The sequence below is a fragment of the Siminovitchia sp. FSL H7-0308 genome, from assembly GCF_037980985.1.
Classification (GTDB): domain Bacteria; phylum Bacillota; class Bacilli; order Bacillales; family Bacillaceae_C; genus Siminovitchia; species Siminovitchia thermophila.
Genome location: NZ_CP150282.1, coordinates 878,520 through 896,211, shown reverse-complemented (window position 1 = coordinate 896,211; position 17,692 = coordinate 878,520). Strand labels below are relative to the sequence as shown.

Annotated in this window: 14 protein-coding genes; 4 read left to right on the top strand and 10 right to left on the bottom strand. The window is 42.5% G+C overall.

The window, feature by feature from the left end:
• Positions 1-834: 834 nt before the first annotated feature.
• On the bottom strand, positions 835-2,553 hold the full coding sequence (gene acsA / locus MHB50_RS04285; RefSeq protein WP_077110775.1) for an acetate--CoA ligase: 1,719 nt from the start codon (positions 2,551-2,553) through the stop codon (positions 835-837).
• 190 nt (positions 2,554-2,743) lie between these two features.
• Between acsA and MHB50_RS04280 the strand changes: the two genes are divergently transcribed.
• The 3 genes from MHB50_RS04280 to MHB50_RS04270 are packed head-to-tail and all read left to right on the top strand — an operon-like array spanning position 2,744 to position 5,233.
• A complete protein-coding gene (locus MHB50_RS04280) occupies positions 2,744-3,376 on the top strand; it encodes a GNAT family N-acetyltransferase (protein WP_077110773.1) in 633 nt (210 codons plus the stop codon).
• Between the two features lie 28 nt (positions 3,377-3,404).
• Complete coding sequence (locus tag MHB50_RS04275) at positions 3,405-4,052, top strand: acetoin utilization AcuB family protein (RefSeq protein WP_205179290.1); 648 nt, start codon at positions 3,405-3,407, stop codon at positions 4,050-4,052.
• Positions 4,049-5,233, top strand: a complete 1,185-nt coding sequence (locus tag MHB50_RS04270; protein WP_077110862.1) for an acetoin utilization protein AcuC — start codon at positions 4,049-4,051, stop codon at positions 5,231-5,233. Before MHB50_RS04275 ends, MHB50_RS04270 begins: the two co-directional genes overlap by 4 nt.
• A 69-nt stretch (positions 5,234-5,302) precedes the next feature.
• Here MHB50_RS04270 and ccpA read toward each other — a convergent pair whose 3' ends face one another.
• The 6 genes from ccpA to MHB50_RS04240 form a co-directional block, all read right to left on the bottom strand.
• A complete protein-coding gene (ccpA, locus tag MHB50_RS04265) occupies positions 5,303-6,304 on the bottom strand; it encodes a catabolite control protein A (RefSeq protein WP_077110770.1) in 1,002 nt (333 codons plus the stop codon).
• A 1,538-nt stretch (positions 6,305-7,842) separates the two neighbouring features.
• Entirely contained in the window at positions 7,843-8,358 is a 516-nt protein-coding gene (locus MHB50_RS04260; RefSeq protein WP_077110768.1) for a YtxH domain-containing protein, read from the bottom strand.
• Positions 8,359-8,394: 36 nt separating this feature from the next.
• Positions 8,395-8,898 (bottom strand): DUF948 domain-containing protein, encoded by a 504-nt coding sequence (locus MHB50_RS04255; protein WP_077110766.1) that lies wholly within the window; start codon positions 8,896-8,898, stop codon positions 8,395-8,397.
• A 139-nt stretch (positions 8,899-9,037) separates the two neighbouring features.
• Positions 9,038-10,357: a UDP-N-acetylmuramate--L-alanine ligase gene (gene murC, locus MHB50_RS04250; protein ID WP_077110764.1), complete on the bottom strand. Its 1,320-nt coding sequence runs from the start codon at positions 10,355-10,357 to the stop codon at positions 9,038-9,040.
• A 208-nt stretch (positions 10,358-10,565) separates the two neighbouring features.
• A complete protein-coding gene (locus MHB50_RS04245; protein ID WP_077110762.1) occupies positions 10,566-11,666 on the bottom strand; it encodes a nicotinate phosphoribosyltransferase in 1,101 nt (366 codons plus the stop codon).
• A gap of 85 nt (positions 11,667-11,751) precedes the next feature.
• Positions 11,752-14,439, bottom strand: a complete 2,688-nt coding sequence (locus tag MHB50_RS04240) for a DNA translocase FtsK (protein WP_340085286.1) — start codon at positions 14,437-14,439, stop codon at positions 11,752-11,754.
• A 190-nt stretch (positions 14,440-14,629) separates the two neighbouring features.
• On the opposite strand from MHB50_RS04240, the gene MHB50_RS04235 reads away from it, so the two are divergent.
• Positions 14,630-15,205, top strand: a complete 576-nt coding sequence (locus MHB50_RS04235) for a YhcN/YlaJ family sporulation lipoprotein (RefSeq protein ID WP_077110761.1) — start codon at positions 14,630-14,632, stop codon at positions 15,203-15,205.
• A 20-nt stretch (positions 15,206-15,225) separates the two neighbouring features.
• On the opposite strand, the gene MHB50_RS04230 is transcribed toward MHB50_RS04235, so the two are convergent.
• The 3 genes from MHB50_RS04230 to MHB50_RS04220 form a co-directional block, all read right to left on the bottom strand.
• Positions 15,226-15,420, bottom strand: coding sequence for a hypothetical protein (locus MHB50_RS04230; protein WP_077110759.1), 195 nt, complete (start codon positions 15,418-15,420; stop codon positions 15,226-15,228).
• Positions 15,421-15,617: 197 nt separating this feature from the next.
• A complete protein-coding gene (locus MHB50_RS04225) occupies positions 15,618-15,809 on the bottom strand; it encodes a hypothetical protein (protein ID WP_077110757.1) in 192 nt (63 codons plus the stop codon).
• Between the two features lie 158 nt (positions 15,810-15,967).
• Entirely contained in the window at positions 15,968-17,173 is a 1,206-nt protein-coding gene (locus MHB50_RS04220) for an amidohydrolase (RefSeq protein ID WP_077110858.1), read from the bottom strand.
• Between the last annotated feature and the right edge of the window lie 519 nt (positions 17,174-17,692).

Here is a 17,692-nt window from a genome sequence, read left to right as displayed (position 1 = left end):
TATGAGTCATACTAAACAGATTCCTCATAGCATTGGAAAACCCTGATTTTGTTGCATTTCATGAAAGCAATGTAGCTATAGAATGGATAAAGGTAAATGGGTTTTTTATGAATATTGTGTTATTTACTCCTCTTGTTTTATCAATATCATTTTTCTTAGCTTTTTTATATTCAAATGATCAATCAAATGAGTGAGTAACATTTTAAAAGAGGCTATTTAAAAAACTGATAGTTTCTGGCATTCAACAAGCAATCGTGTTTCAAATCACACAAGCACATTGAAATGTTGGTGAAGTCGTTTTCGTTGTTACTTTTTTAAAGCGAAGTTATTCCGAACGAGCAGAAGTGACAGCGCTCGTGAAAAAGCACCTGAATTTCAGGAAAAAATTTAATGAAATAGGTAAATAAGTCGTGGATGACAAGATCAGACGAAGGAATTTAAGCAAAAAGCCGCATTGAATGAATCAATGAAAAAATGGCCGCAGAACCATTTCAAGATTCTTGAATGTCCCAACGATTTGATGTATTCTCTGCTTTTGACTAGGTTGGATTTAATTGAACGCTACATGGCAGGGAAACTTCAGGCGATTGATCAGCATTTTGTTTGTACATGGCCCCCTTCATTGGATTTTCGCTCCTACCCTTTGACTTTCGTTCCTACCCAAAAATAGAAAACCTTGTAAACTTCAGTAGACCCAGATCATGAATTAATTCAAGGTCTATCAGCGCTAGCAATAAAGATGAAACGGCTTAAGCCCTCAAAAAATCAGGGTTCAAGCCGCTTCCACTGTCTACTTGACAGAAACATTTCACTTTTGGGACAGCTTTTTTATGGTTAGTCCTCCATCGTCGACAAGTCGCCTGCCGGCAGTCCGAGTTCCCATGATTTCAAGACACGGCGCATGATTTTGCCGCTGCGCGTTTTTGGAAGCTTGTCCCGGAACTCGATTTCACGAGGTGCGGCATGAGCAGCCAGCCCCGTTTTGACGAATTGGCGGATATCCTCTTTCAATTCCTCACTTGGTTCGTAATCTTCCATCAGTGCAACAAATGCTTTAATGATTTCCCCGCGGACAGGATCCGGCTTCCCGATGACACCCGCTTCTGCCACGGCAGGGTGTTCAAGCAGTTTGCTCTCTACTTCAAACGGACCTACCCGCTCGCCGGATGTCATAATGACATCGTCGATTCGGCCTTGGAACCAAACATATCCTTCTTCATCCATAAAGGCGGAATCTCCCGATACATACCATCCTCCTGGAAGGAAGTAAGAATCATATTTTTGTGGATTTTTCCATATCTCCCGCATCATCGCCGGCCAGCCTTTTTTAATGGCGAGATTGCCCATCCGGTTTGGTGGCAATATATTCCCCCGATCATCCACAATGGCGACTTCCACCCCAGGGATCGCTTTCCCCATCGATCCAGGCTTTATCTCCATACAAGGATAATTGGCAACCACAATGGCGCCTGTTTCCGTCATCCACCATGTATCATGAATACGTTTGCCAAACACTTTCATTCCCCAACGAATCACTTCCGGATTTAGCGGTTCGCCGACGCTCAAAATATGCCGAAGTGAAGATAGGTCATATTTTTCAACAAGTTCATCACCTGCACCCATCAACATCCGAAATGCCGTTGGAGCGCTATACCAAACCGTCACACCGTAGTCCTCAATCGCTTGGTACCAATTTTCCGGCTTAAAACGACCGCCTGTAATCACATTCGAAGTTCCCGTAAGCCAAGGACCGAAAATTCCGTAGGAAGTGCCCGTTACCCAGCCGGGATCGGCCGTGCACCAGTAAATATCGTCTTCCTGCAAATCCAACACCCAACGGGCAGTTTGATAATGTTGAATCATGGCATTATGAACGTGCAAAACACCTTTTGGCCTTCCCGTTGACCCGGACGTATAATGCAAAATCAGGCCGTCTTCGCGATCGACCCACTCTATCTCCAAATGCTTGTCCGCTTCTTTCATTTTCTTGTTAAAATTAATAAACGGCCCGGTTTCCTCAATGTTTTCTCCTACTAGAAAAATGGCTTTCAATGCAGGAAGTTCATCTACCGGAACCCTATGAACCAAGTCAGGCGTTGTCACAAGCACTTTTGCCTCACTGTCTTCAAGCCTGTCTTTGACCGCTCCTTCCATAAAAGCCTCAAACAGGGGGCCTACAATCGCGCCGAGCTTAATGGCTCCCAAAATAGAAAAATATAATTCAGGCGAACGCGGCATAAAAATAAAAACACGGTCTCCTTTATTGACACCGCCGTATGTTTTTAAAACATTTCCCGCTTTATTAGAAAGCTCTTTCATTTCTTCGAACGTATATGTTTCCTTTCTTGACTCGTCCCGGTAATAAAGGGCGACTTTATTTTTCCGAAAGGTTTCAGCATGACGGTCAATTGCTTCATAGGCCATATTAACTTGGCCGGTTTCAGCCCAAGAAAAGTGCTTTTCAGCTTCTTGCCAATCAAATGTTTGCCTTGTTTTATCATAATCTTGCAAATTGTAAACACCTTGGGCAGCAGGAATGCGTTGTGTTCCCATGAAGTAATCCCCCCTGTTAAGAATTATTCATTCATTATAATATAAAAGCCAAACATTCACAATTAGTTCAAATTTCTTCCAAATCATGTATAAAATTTGCTGTTTACAAATGTAAGCGTTGCACCATTCGTGTATAATGAAAAAAGAAATAGACAGACCGGAAATATCTGACCTATAAGGAGGTGCTTGAATGGAGCATAAAAAAAGATACAATGCTCTGGAATTGAAAACCCGTAAAGGGAATGTCCTGATCGAAGGACCTATTAGCAGCGAATCCCTCCAAGACATGGAGTTTCATAAAGATCTCATTTCTTTCCGCCCTCCCCAGAAACAGCAAGAAGCACTTGTTGAGATTGCCGCATTGCCCGAAGGACGCATCATTGTTGCCCGTGTCAACAATACAGTGGTCGGTTACGTCACATTCGTATATCCCGATCCGCTTGAGCGCTGGTCAGAGGGAAAAATGGATAATTTAATAGAGCTTGGAGCAATTGAAGTAATACCTGAATATCGTGGAGAAGGAATTGGGAAAGGCTTATTGAAAGTTTCCATGATGGATGACGCGATGGAAGATTATATTATCATTACAACGGAATATTATTGGCACTGGGATTTAAAAGGAACTGGCCTAAATGTGTGGGAATATCGAAAAGTGATGGAGAAAATGATGCAGGCCGGAGGCCTGGAATGGTATGCGACCGACGATCCGGAGATTTGTTCACACCCTGCCAACTGTCTCATGGCACGAATCGGAAAAAGGGTTGACCAGCGTTCAATAGAGCAGTTTGATCGTCTGCGATTTACGAACCGTTTAATGTATTAGCTTTAGTAATGAAAAGGAGTGGAGATGGATGATTGTCGAGCAAATCATGACGAAAAATGTATTGGTTCTTACGCCGGAAGACAATGTCAAGTCAGCCCTGTCCCTCATGCGTGAAAATAACATACGCCACCTTCCGCTAGTGAATAACGATGGAGAAATTGTCGGCCTTGTCACGGAACGTGATATTAAAAGCACCCTGCCTTCTTTTTTAAAAGGAGAAGCATTAAAGGAACACCTCGCCGCTTCTTTGTCCACCATCATGACGGAAAATGTGATTACAGGCCATCCTCTCGATTTTGTGGAAGAAGTGGCCGTCCTTTTCTACGATTATAAAATTGGCTGTCTGCCGATCATTCATGACCGGAAACTGGTCGGCATTATTACGAGCACTGATCTCCTGCACACGATGGTTGAATTAACCGGCGCCAATAAACCAGGGTCGCAACTGGAAATTCGGGTGAAAAATAAAACCGGAGTGCTATATGATGCGGCTGGAGTATTTCGCAAACATCGCGTCAATTTGCATAGTGTACTCGTTTATCCGGACCCAGATGACGATCAATATCAGATCCTCGTTTTCCGAATTGCCACGATCAATCCCATCCGGATGATTGAAGCTTTGAAAGAAGAAGGATTTGACGTACTATGGCCCAATCTGCCGGGGATATCATCATGAAAAAAGATTCAGTATTTATTTATTCGGATGAACTTTTAAAATATCGCTTTTCTGAACATCACCCGTTTAATCAGTTTCGGCTCACTCTAACAAACGATTTGCTAAAAAAAATGGGGGCACTTGCAGACGACGCTATCATTCCCCCCAGGAAAGCAACGGAGGAAGAGCTTCAGCTTAATCATGATCCGGCATTTATCCATGCAGTAAAGCAGGCAAGCAGTGGATATTTGCCGCCAAGCAGAGCGGAGAGTTTCGGGCTTGGAACCGAAGATACGCCCATCTTTGAAGGCATGCATGAAGCCAGCTCTTATATTGTCGGCGGAACGCTGACAGCTGTTGATTATGTGATGCAAGGAAAAGCGAACCACGCTTTGCATTTGGGCGGGGGGCTCCACCACGGATTTAAGGGAAAAGCTTCCGGATTTTGCATTTATAATGATAGTGCTGTAGCGATCAAATATATCCAAAAGAAATATGGCGCACGGGTTTTGTATATAGATACCGATGCCCACCACGGAGACGGCGTACAATGGTCCTTTTATGATGATGAAACAGTATGCACATTTTCCATTCACGAAACAGGAAGGTACTTGTTTCCCGGTACCGGTAGCACAAATGAATGGGGCCAGGGAAAAGGATATGGCTATTCTTTCAATATCCCACTGGATGCGTTTACAGAAGATGAATCTTTTATTTGGGCCTATTCTACGGCTTTGCGCGAGATTGTCGAATATTTCAAACCAGATGTTATTTTTTCCCAAAACGGTGCGGATGCCCACTATTTTGACCCACTGACACATTTGTCTGTCACCATGAATACATATCGGGAAATTCCGAAGCTGGAACATGCGCTTGCCCATGAGTATTGTGAGGGCAGGTGGATTTCCGTTGGCGGGGGCGGCTATGATATTTGGCGAGTCGTCCCTCGCGCTTGGTCCCTTATTTGGCTGGAAATGACAGGAAAACATGCTTCCGGTCCGCTACCCAAACAATGGCTGGATCGCTGGCAAAAGCTTGCTCCTTTTGAGCTGCCGAAAAATTGGGAAGATGAGCCAAATTTGTACAAGCCTATTCCGCGCAAGGAAGAAATTACACAAAAGAATGCACAAACAGTCGAGCGGGCCCTATATTTCCTACGCCAACAGTTGGAGAGGGAAAGAAAAAAAGGAGATGTCCAATAAGGTGAATTTTCAACCTTGGACATCTCTCTTGATTGGCACATTTTAGTGGAAAAATCGAAGCATAACGGTTTATTCTTTCGTAGACCCTCTTGTTTCCAGACGGTGTGGAAGAACAACAACGTTATCCTGTACTTTTTCTTTGTTCATATATTTTGTTAGCAGCCTCATGGAAACAGCCCCAATATCATAGAGCGGCTGCACGATTGTTGTCAATTGCGGGCGCACCATCAATGTGAGCTTTGTATTATCAGAAGTGATTACTTCCAGGTCATTTGGTATCGATAAGCCGTCATCTTGGGCACCGTGCAGGACACCAAGGGCCATTTCATCATCACCCGATACAACCGCTGTTGGTCTCGGGTCAAGTTGCTTCATTTTTTGCCACGCCTCAAGCCCGGTATCATACGTATATTCGCCTTCAATGACATATTCCTCTTTGAATTCCAATCCTGCTTGTTCCATTGCTTCCTTATAACCCACAAGCTTATGCCCATGATTAATTAAATCACGCATCGGCCCCATCACAAATGCGATGTTTTTATGCCCCTTTTCAATAAAATGCGTTGTCGCATCAAACGTAGCTTGTCTGTAGTCAATATTGACAGAAGGAAGCGAATTGGAAGACTCGATTGAACCCGCAAGCACGATCGGAACAGGAGACCGCTTTAACTCCTGGACAAATTCATCTGTAATATTTTGGCTCATGACGACAATACCATCTACTTGCTTTCCAAGCATCGTATTTAGCAAATGCAATTCTTTGTTTACATTTTGGTCTGAATTGCTCAAAATAATATTGTATTTATACATGGTCGCAATGTCTTCAATCCCGCGGGCAAGCTCTGCGTAAAAAATATTTGCGACATCTGGTATAATTACCCCAACCGTTGTTGTCTTTTTACTCGCAAGTCCACGCGCTACCGCATTTGGCCGGTATTCCAATCTATCGATTACTTCCAGTACTTTTTTCCTCGTGGCGGGCTTCACATTTGGATTTCCGTTGACCACCCTTGATACGGTCGCCATTGAAACATTTGCTTCCCTTGCCACATCATATATTGTTACATTCATCTTCTTCACTCTCCTGTTCAAAGCTTGCCACACGATGTATTTTCATTTATCCCGCATGTAAGGTTCCGTAAGACTCCCACTTCAAGAACTGAGTTGATACAAAAGGTCTAAGTGGGAGAAAACGGCACCTAAATGCCCGATTGGTTCAACTAACATTCAGTAGGAGATGGAAGAAAACTACTACTGAATGAAGTTTCACTGTATCCCGCATGTAATCTACCGTAATACTCCTACTTCAAGAACTGAGTTGTAACAAAAGATCTAAGTGGGAGAAAACGGCACCTAAATGCCCAATTGGTTCAACTAACATTCAGTAGGAGATGGAAGAAAACTACTACTGAATGAAGTTTCACCTTTATTATATACATTTTTCACTTCTTTCATAATCATACGCCAAAAAGCCATCCTGTTGCAAACCTTTTCACCTCTCGTCAATAAATTTTCATAACTTTTCTTTCACAAACGGAATTTGACAAAAAAGTTCGACTGTTGTCCATTTTGGGAGCACTGTTTTGCTTTGCGAAAAGCGACTTTTACCTCTCTGATGTACGATCGTTTCAAGTAGAAGACAGCGAGGCAGAACATCCCTGTTATTTGTAATGTCGGCAACACAAATCCATGAGAAATCGTAAAGTTGATATGTAACAACGTGAGTACAATCACTTCCTCATCAGATTATTGCCAACCCCTCCATCCATTTCGTGACACTGTTGCGTATTCCAATCAATTCCGAGTGGATTTGCTATTCATCATCCTTTTGAAGGTTTCCCCCAGTAACGTTCGGTTAATACGTTGACTTTATCAAAAACTGATAGAAAATTCAATCTTATTTTATGGATCAGCACCGAACAATCATTATTGTAACGCAGGATTGATGTCGTTATTCCGTGAGAGTCCTTCCCCTTTGATCGATCCGTACTATTATTAGCTTAAAAATGGTAACCATTCATGTTTCTTAATTATGGCCATTCACTATGTTCCTAAACGAAATTCCTCTATCAAAGCATTGCTGCTTTTATCCAGGACATCATTGTAGCTATACCCTTTGAGCAGGAAAAAGTAACAGCGTTTTTTATTCAATTGATTATCTTGTCCATAGTATTACGTTTTCAATGGCGTTTTTCTCACTTTACAAGTATAATTCGATAAACAACGCCATCTTGTATAAAATTAAAAACTGTTAAAATGGGTGGGACAAACAATCGAAAAGGGGAGTTCCATATGGAAAAGGAAAAACCGTCTTTGGAAGAATTACTGTCGCAAGTCACCGAGGAAAATAAACATGAAAAAATTGATTTCGGAATAGTTGGAAAGGAATTAATTTGACAGGAAAGAGATGACCTTTAAAACCGGCTTGAACGAGACGGGAATTGGAAGTTGCTAGATTGACAGAAATTTTTTTCAAACTGGCCACGCGCTGGCGATCGAGAAACGAAATATCAGAGAAACACTTAAACTATCCCCATAAAGGGCAACCCCCGCCTTTCTTTGTCCAATTAAATAGACAGGCAACTTTTATCAAGCCGCCTGTCTATTTTTTAAGGGTTCATGGATTTATTGACTTTTTCCGCCAGTTGCTCAGCCTTCTCCGCTACTTCATCGCTGGCTTCGTTTGCCGCGGTTTGAGCTTGATCGGCAGCTCCTTTGGCATTTTCCGCGGTAAGGTCAACTGTACGATGGGCCGTTTCCTGCATTTGGTTCGCTCCGTCTTTAGCGGCTTCTGCCATCGTATTCGTTGTTTCTTTCGCCGTGTTGCGGAACTGACCCGCTTTCTCCTTTACCGTGTCTGCCAAATTGCTGCCTTTATCCATTGCGGCTTGGCGGAGCTGGTTCGTTTTTTCAACGGCCGTCGTGGTAAGATCACTGCTTTTTTCCATGACGGTTTCCTTCCATCCACTTGATTTATCCTTTAGTACATCCATTTGTTCACTCAAATCACTTCTCAATTCCCTGCCTGACTTTGGAGCCATCAATAATGCGGTTGCAGCTCCTACGATACTGCCGATGATCACACCTGTTAAAAAATTACCAGTATTATTGTCATGATTACCCATCTATTTCTCATCCTTCCTCAAATTGGTATGATTGATTTATCCTCTTCCGCCTTCCAACTGTTGAGTATGGATCATTACTTCAGACTTGGCTTCTTCACTTTGCTTGGCTTTTTTCTTTGTAAACCATTTATCCTTAATCTCTTTTGCGACTGCTCCCCATTGTAAAGCTTGGGCAATCTTGTCCTCATTTTTCACAACTGTAGAAGAGACCGTTTTCGTCACTCTTTGCAGCGATGTGTTGAGGTCCACCACAGTGTCGCCAACCCCTTGTACGGCGGTTCCCACACCTTTCACCGCATCTACAACTGTATCGAGTTTTTCTACTTTCACTTGAATATCATCAGCAAGGGCGTTCGTCTTATGTAATAGCATTGTTGTCTCGCCTGTTACACCCTTTAATTGGTTTTCAAGCCCATCTAAGGTTGTAGAAACACTTTCCATCGTTTCTTTCATTGCCTTTAATGTTTTCGTCAAACTAATGACAAGAATGAAAAATGCAATAGCAATTAAGGCAACGCTTAAATAAAGAATGATACTCATTCACTCCACACCTCCTGTATACAACATTTCCTACCCTAGTTTGTCCAAGGATAAACTCTTTTAACAATCTTCTTGATGCAAACATGCTTGTTCTTTTTCTCTTTACATATTATAAGGAAACCGCCCCCCAAAGGCGGTTTCATTGTGCTTTTTTTAACTGTTGCTGCAATAGATTTTCATATGCTATCTGGAATTTCTGAATGTCTCCAGCCCCCATAAAAAGGAGTACGGAATCATCCAACAATAAAAGCGGGGAAGTATCATCTTCCTGTAGTATCTCGGCACCTTCAATTTTGGCTTTTAAGTCATTGATGGAAAGCTCTCCCTGGTTTTCCCTGGCGGAGCCGAAGATATCGCATAAATATACTTTATCGGCTTCACCCAAACTTTCCCCAAATTCACGTAAAAACGTTTGTGTTCTGGTAAAAGTATGCGGTTGAAAGACGGCAACGATCGGTTTATCAGGATACTTCTGCCTGGCTGCATTTATCGTCGCTTTAATTTCAACTGGATGATGGGCATAGTCATCTACAAGAATCTGGCTTCCCATTTGTTTTTCGGTAAAACGGCGCTTGACACCGTTGAACGTTTTCAGTTGCTTCTGCAAAATCTTACAATCAATTTGCTCGTAGTGGCATAAGGCGATGACCGCAAGAGCATTTAAAATATTATGGTCACCATATGTTGGAATTTCAAATGTCGCATAAAAATGATTGCGAACGAAGACATCAAACTTTGTTCCGGCCGTCGATTTTATCATATTCCGGGCTTGGAAGTCATTTCCGTCGCCAAAACCGTAAAAAAGCACCGGCACTTTCGCTTGTATCTTTTGAAGTTGTTCATCATCCCCGTAAGCGATAATCGCTTTGTTGACCTGCAGAGCCATTTCCTGAAACGCACTAAAAACATCACCCACATCGGAAAAATAGTCTGGATGGTCAAAATCAATATTGGTCATGATGGCATAATCTGGATGGTATGATAAAAAATGTCTTCGGTATTCACAGGCTTCAAAGATAAAATAGACAGCCTCTTTATCCCCTTTGCCGGTCCCGTCTCCAATCAGATACGAAACGGGCTTGACACCTTGCATAACATGGGCAAGCAGACCGGTCGTAGAGGTTTTCCCATGCGATCCCGTTACGCCTATACTCACAAACTGTTCCATGTATTCGGCAATGAATGTGTGATAACGGATCACTTCTACCCCTTGACTTAACGCCTCATCTATTTCTTCATGTGAATCAGGAAAAGCATTGCCGGCGATGACTTTCATGCCCGGTCTAATATTTTCACGTTGAAAAGGTAATATTTTTATTTTTAGGTGTTCCAGAGCCTCTTGGGTAAAGAAATATTTTTCCACATCCGATCCCTGCACTTTATAACCCGAATGATGGAGAATTTGTGCAAGAGCGCTCATTCCGGAACCTTTAATACCGACGAAATGGTATACAGTCATAGCAGAACCTCCAGCGATCGTCTATCTGTATGTATTATATGAAGTGGAAAACTTTTTGCTCAAAGGTCTTTCTGGAATTGACTGCTCATTATATTATGAGCTTCCGACAACATTCATATGTATGAACAGATAGGTTTTTGTATTGTGTCATTATACCATTGTTTCCAAATGGGAACCAATGGTAAAGCGGCTTGGGGAAATTTTCCTTTTAATCACAAACTTTTTCAAGCCGCGGATTGGGACGGTGCCTTCTTCCTGCTTTTGCGGAAGGCTTTCCATTTAACATGACGCAGTCCCCGGTAAAACCGGTGTTAATTTTTAATAAACTGCTGCCGATACCATACATGTCAACCGGTACACCAGCTTTTTCAAACTCCGCTATTCTCTCTTCATTAAATCCGCCAGAAACAACAATTTTCACATGGTGAAATCCCTCGTCATCCAGCGCTTTTCGCAAAGCAAAAATAAGATTCGCGTTAACCCCGCGAGGATCAAAGGTGCCAAGTAAATGTTGGTTTCTCAGGAAGTATTTGTCAATCATAGTCCGGGACGTATCGACTCTTACTCCTTTTAATTCCGACCCAAATTCACGGGCAAGTTTTAAAGAATCGGTTATCACGTCGTTATTATAATCAACAAGCGAAACGAGTTCATCCTCCGGAAACGTCTCTTTATATGCTTTGGTGGCGGCAACGATATCGCCGTTAAAAAGCTGAATCAAGGCATGTGGCATCGTTCCCATTCCTTCTTTTCCCCACCATTCATTCATGGCCGGTGTGGCCTGGGCTGTTGATCCGCCAATATAAGCCGCATATCCGTCTCCCGCCTGCTGTGTGAAATGATCATCACGGTCCCCCATAAAGATGACGGGTTTTTGTTTTCCAGAAATGGCCGCGGCCTTTGATACATTATACACGTTTGTCGCAACCGAAGTTCTTCTGGAAAGAATACCGTCAATGATCCCTTCTAAAAAACCAAAATCCTGATATGGTCCCTTAATTGTTAACACTGTTTCAAAGGGAGTGATTTTATCTCCGTCTTTCAATGAATATATTTCCAAGTTTTCAGGATGATCGGCGAAGCATTTCACGAGCGCGATCGCTTCATCCGTTCCGCATAACACAGCATGTTTTCTTTGGAAAAACTGCATTAATACAGTATTGTCTTGTTTGTAACGCTTGGCAATTTCCCTCGTTTTTAAAAAATAAACTGCAGAGAACCACCCATCTTTCACTCGTTCATCAAACTTAAACGTTTCATTTGTAAGCCGTTTGATTTTTCCCTGCAGCTTTAAATCAATTTCCTTCATCGCAAATACTCCTTGTGTCATCGTCTGCCCAATAGGATAAAAAACAGGCATTGAGCGATCCACAAATAGAATACCATTTTCTTCACTATTGTACTAGCGAATCTTTTAACGAATGTAAATCTTCTTCTTTGATGAGGACATCTCGCGGACGGCTGCCACGTGCTCCCGTAATCACCCCGCGTTCCTCCATCATTTCCATTAATCTGGCAGCCCGATTATAGCCAATCCGGAATTGTCTTTGCAATAATGAAGTAGATGCATGGCCCTGTTTGATGACAAATTCGCACGCCTCCACAAACAGTTCATCTTCATTTTCCTGTAGCTCGGCTTTTTTTAACAGTTCTTCCTGTTTAAACAAATATTGCGGTTCCCCCTGATCTCGCACGTGTTCAATGACACGGTCGATTTCTTCATCTGATACGAATGTTCCCTGAAGGCGGACAGGTTTGACGGAACCGTTATTTAAAAACAACATGTCGCCACGCCCCAACAGTTTTTCTGCTCCGCTTACATCGATGACAGTCCGCGAATCGACTTGTGAAGAAACGGAAAATGCGATTCTCGTTGGGACATTTGCTTTGATCAGGCCAGTAATGACGTCAACGGAAGGCCTCTGTGTCGCGATTAAAAGATGAATTCCGCACGCCCGCGCTTTTTGGGCAATCCGGCATATCGACTCTTCGACTTCCGCTGGCGCTACCATCATCAAATCAGCCAGCTCATCAATGATAATCACAATATACGGCAATTTGTCGCTGTATTTTCCATTCTTTTCAGCCACTTTGTTAAATCGGTTTATATCCCGTACATTTGCATGGACGAACAACTCATAGCGGTGTTCCATTTCATCCACTGCCCATTTTAAAGCGGCGGTTGCCGCTTTTACATCAGTAATCACCGGGCTGACTAGGTGAGGAATATAGTTATACGGCGCGAGTTCCACCATTTTTGGGTCAACAAGCAGCAATTTTAACTCATCCGGCCTTGCTTTATACAGAAGGCTGACAAGAATGGAGTTGATGCATACGCTTTTTCCTGATCCAGTGGCGCCAGCAATGAGACCATGCGGCATTTTTCTCAAGTCCGTGACGACAGGAGCCCCAGATATATCTAATCCAAGAGCCGCTGTTAAAGGGGACGGAGAGCGAAAGAATGTGTCGCTCCCGATAATTTCACTGATTTGCACCGGACGGCTTTGTTTATTCGGCAATTCAATCCCGATGGAACGAGTTCCTGGTATCGGAGCTTCCATCCGAATATCCCTGGCCGCCATGCTCAGTTTAATGTCGTTGCTTAAATTCGTAATCTTGTTCACTTTCACGCCCGGGTCCGGCTGCACTTCAAATCGCGTTACGGAAGGGCCTTGGCTCGCTTTGACGACTCGGGCCTTGACATTAAAATTTTCCAAAGTTTCATCCAAAAGTGCCGACTGTTCGTTTACCCAGTCCTCATCATTTGTCCTGGCCACTGGAGGCTCAAGCAAATCAATTCGTGGAAAAACATATGACAATGAATGTCCATCGTTCGTTTCTTTCGACTCATCGGCTGACGATTTGCCCGGAATAGGAGAACGAGAATGAGCCGCTTCTTTGTTTTTTTGTTTCTGCCATTTGAGTTTATCCTGGGAAAGCATCAATACATTGAATGGCAAATGAGCCCTTTGTTTACTTTTGGATGTTTGGGCAGGCTCTTCGCGCTTCTTTTCTTCTTGGTTCGAAGAGCGGCTATCTTCTGGTTGCTGTACTCCGCTTTCAAAGTCAGTGCGCTTTTCCGCATTCTCCTGTTCTTCTAATGCCAGTGCTGTATGGGTCTTTTCTGTCTGATCTTGAATTAGGGACTCAACTTCTATAGATTCAGTTTGCGCAATCTTATCTTCAGCGTCCCCGATAGATGGAACTTTTTCGGTTGGTGAATCAAGGGTCGTGTCTGAATCCATGGTCTCAACATATTCGTCAACTTTTGCAGAAGAGGATGATTCGCTATAGGTTGTTGCATTAAGTTCCTTTTCGTCATCCACTTTGATATCTACTGGTGTTTTTTCCAACTTATTCTTCATAAGCACCGATTCATCATGATTCTCTGCAAATTCGTGTAGATCTTCGCTTTCTGTATCAGTTTTAAATGGCTTCTCTTGCCATGGCACTGGTTCCAATGCCGAGGCGGCTTCCTGAATAGCCTTTTCTTCTTCAGGAAATTCTATATCCGGAATTTCCTCTTCAAAAGGGTCTTCCTCGATATTTTCATGAGCCGGAAAAATTTCCACTTCCGAGTCCTGATTTGAACCGGAATTAAAGCCTGAATGTGTTTCAAATTCGTTCTTCAATTCTTCTTCTTTCACTTCTTCGCTAAACTGGCGGGAAAAAGAAGCCGTCAATTCAAATTCAGGGGCATTGTTTCTCTGTTTTTTGGGACGATGGAAGCCGTGAACTGGCGAAGGTATATTCGTCGGCTCAAAAGGCCGGCTGTTTTTTGGTTCAACCTTGCGCCACCCCTCTTTTACATATGGTTGCTCCCGGCTCTCCTTTGGGACAGACTGGGCAACGCGCTTTTGATCGGTTCTGCCCGTTTTGATCTCAGGGGAACGAGGAGACGGATGTTTAGATTGATTTTGTTCCTTACGTTCTGTCCGACTTTTTTGAGGCGGATCTTTGATTAAGGGGAAACGAAATTCTCCCTTCGGATATTGGTACGTTACGCGTGTTTTCATTTCAGTATGCTGTTTGCTCTTGTGAAATTCATTGGCAGCAACATGTTCCTTTGTATCTTCAATCATTTCTTCTTCAGAAAAAAAAGTTGAAAGAAATTTTTTCCACCACTTCAATTATGATCACACTTTCCATTTGTGATTTTTTCTTTTTATTTTGTACAAATACTGCCAGCCTTCATTATAACAAATAATGCATAGAAATTGATTCGTTTGGAACATTAAAAAAGAATTACAGATTTGACAAGGAGGGGACAACATGAAATTTTTAAAGCCCATTATCGGTGCAGGATTAATCTCGTTAATGCTTGTAGGTTGCGGTGCCAATAATGATAATCACGATCGATTCGGCAGTGATGATAATCAGCCGCTCGGAGTTCGTTATGATCCTCAAAACAACCGTGACGGAATTTTTGATAATGATGATGGTCTCGGTGTTGATGACAACAGCGATAATCGAACCAACGTCAACAACACGAATAACGGAAACAATAATAACCAAAACGTTGATGTTGCCGATGATGTTGCTGACAAAATTACAGGGCTGGATGAAGTGGAGCGGGCATATGTGCTTGTCACAAACCGCAACGCCTATGTGGCTGTAAAACTAACCGACCGTGCCAACAACAAGTTGACTAGGGATACGGAAAGAAAAATCGCCAAGGAAGCAAGAAAAGCGAACGATCGCCTTGATAATGTGTACGTTTCGGAAAACCCGGATTTTTATAACCGGATGGAAGGTTACCGAAATGACATTAACAATGGCCGGCCTGTTAGTGGTTTCTTTGATGAATTTACAGAAACAATCAGGCGCGTTTTTCCGAATGCCAGATAAAACAGGAAAGGACTTCCCCGTTATGAATGCGGGAAGTCCTGTTCAATGCTTCCATTTCCTGAAGCTTTCATTTGCTCGGAGCCTTCTTCATAGTTCACGGCAATATTTACGACCACTCGTGCATCATGCGGCCATTTTGCCTGAAGTCCTTCACGGACATCCCCAATATAATCCTGCTTTGGCCCTCGGACTTGAAAGAACTTTAACTTTTTCACCCACACGACTCCCTTATTTACTCAAACTGGGAATAACACTTTGCTGATTACTTTCCACGAATGATTTTATGTAGTTCCCCGTACTTTGTCCGCATACTTTTCATATATCGGTTCCACCGCATCCTTGAATGGTTCATGATCTATGTCTTCAATGATCTCCATGCCATTTTCCTTTGCTGTCATTCTATACTCTTTTTTCAACTTTTGGACAACTCACGCTGATAGGTTCCGGCTTTTTTTGAAGCATCCAGCAAAATCTGTTGCGTATCGTCAGGAAGCGATTCAAACTTCTTTTTGTTCATAAGGATCATGCCAAACGAGTACATGTGAATTGTTATCGCTCTATAAGAAAGCGCTCCCTTTTTTCTCTTGCTGTTTTTCTTTATCATTGCTAAACATCCTGTTGCGACTGGTTAGGCAAAAGCCCCGTCCAGATTAAGATTAAATAACCGAGCAACACCGTAAATAACATCGGGATTCTCGCTCTTGTGGCGATACGATTAAACCCAATATCACCATCGCCGCGATGACTGGTTCCTGAAACATTTTATTCCTCCTTTGATTTGAAACCTAGTGAATTCTGTAAACAGAATGGCATACGAATCCAAAGCTTAACCCCAACCTCCAGAGCATTTTCATCTATATTAAATTTAGGATGATGATGGGGAAAATTTTCTTTATAATCAGGATGGCCGGCCCCTATGCCTATGAAGCAACCAGGAACTTTCTGTAAATAAGCAGAAAAATCTTCCCCGCCCATTATTGGAGGCGCTTCCAAAATCGAGGAAAAACCAAATGTTTCTTGAACCAACTGTTTTATTTTCAACGTCATATCCGGATCATTGTATACGGAATCGTATCCATATTGATAATGATAATCGTATGAAGCCCCATGCGCTTTTACGACTCCTGACGCAATTTTCTCGATTTGCAATGCGATTTTCTCGCGAACCCCCTTGGAAAAAGTTCTCACGCTGCCGCCAATTTGAACAGTTTCCGGGATAATGTTTTTAGCTGTTCCTCCCTTAAACTCAGTTATGGATACTACCGCTCTTTCAGCCGGGTCAATCTTTCGTGAAATAATATGTTGCAAATTATTAACGACCTGTGCTCCAATTGCAATCGGGTCGATTGTTTCCTGCGGCTCTGACGAATGGCCCCCTTTGCCGATAATATGTAAGTCGAATATGTCGGAATTAGCTGTAAAGATTCCGGATTTAATGGATATTGTTCCGGTTGGTATTGGAGAAAATAAATGCATCCCAACTATTTCACTCACACCATGTAATACACCAGCCTCCACTAATTCTTTTGCCCCGCCTGGAAACTGCTCCTCAGCATGTTGAAACAAGAATATGATTTTTCCCGGTATATCTTGTTGAATATGAGAAAGAAACTTTGCCGCGCCCAGCAACATGGCTGTATGCCCATCATGGCCACACGCATGCATGACTCCCTTGTTTTGAGAAGCAAATGATAAGCCAGTCTCTTCTTCTATCGGCAAAGCATCCATATCTGCTCGAAAAGCAATGGTTTTTCCGGGTAATCCCCCAGTCAATGTTGCCATTACACTTGTCTCAGTTGGCCTTGTAACTTCTAGATTATTGAAGTTACTCAACGTTTTATAAACAAATTGGGAAGTTTGCTTTTCTTTATATGATAGTTCAGGATATTTATGAAGATGTCTTCTCCATTTAACGACTTCATCGATATAGGAGCTGATGTCTACCTGATTAAAAACTGTCTTTTCCATCAGTTTTTCCCCTTTCACCATATGCCGCGCTAACAGCATATTATTTTCTCACCATAAAACAATGTGTATTGGTGTTGATCAAGTTATGGTTCCGATCCATTTCAAATCCGTAAATGATCAGTTCTTCTGACTTGTCAGCACTTCGCAAGATAATCTTCTGCCGTCAACCTTACAACGGAGTTGGTCACCAATTGTACCCTCATACAAACCTCCATTCCACCGGGATTCGTTTTCTTTATTGCTTTTGCGCACCAATTTTTAAGGGCTCATTATTGTTTATTCAATTCTGGCCGCTTCCATGATGGAAAGCTACATTTGAAAGCTTTTTCTTTTATCAGACTCAAATCTCAAAATTTTGGAAGAAAGAAACTATCCAAATAGATCGATCTGCAGACAAACAGATTTTGCCTGTCTGTTTGTCGTTGAATGAATTGTTCATGAAGTCAAAATGTTTACTCCAGTAAACAATATAATCTCCAGCCTACTTATTGACAACAGCCCAAAAAGGTTGCTGTAGAC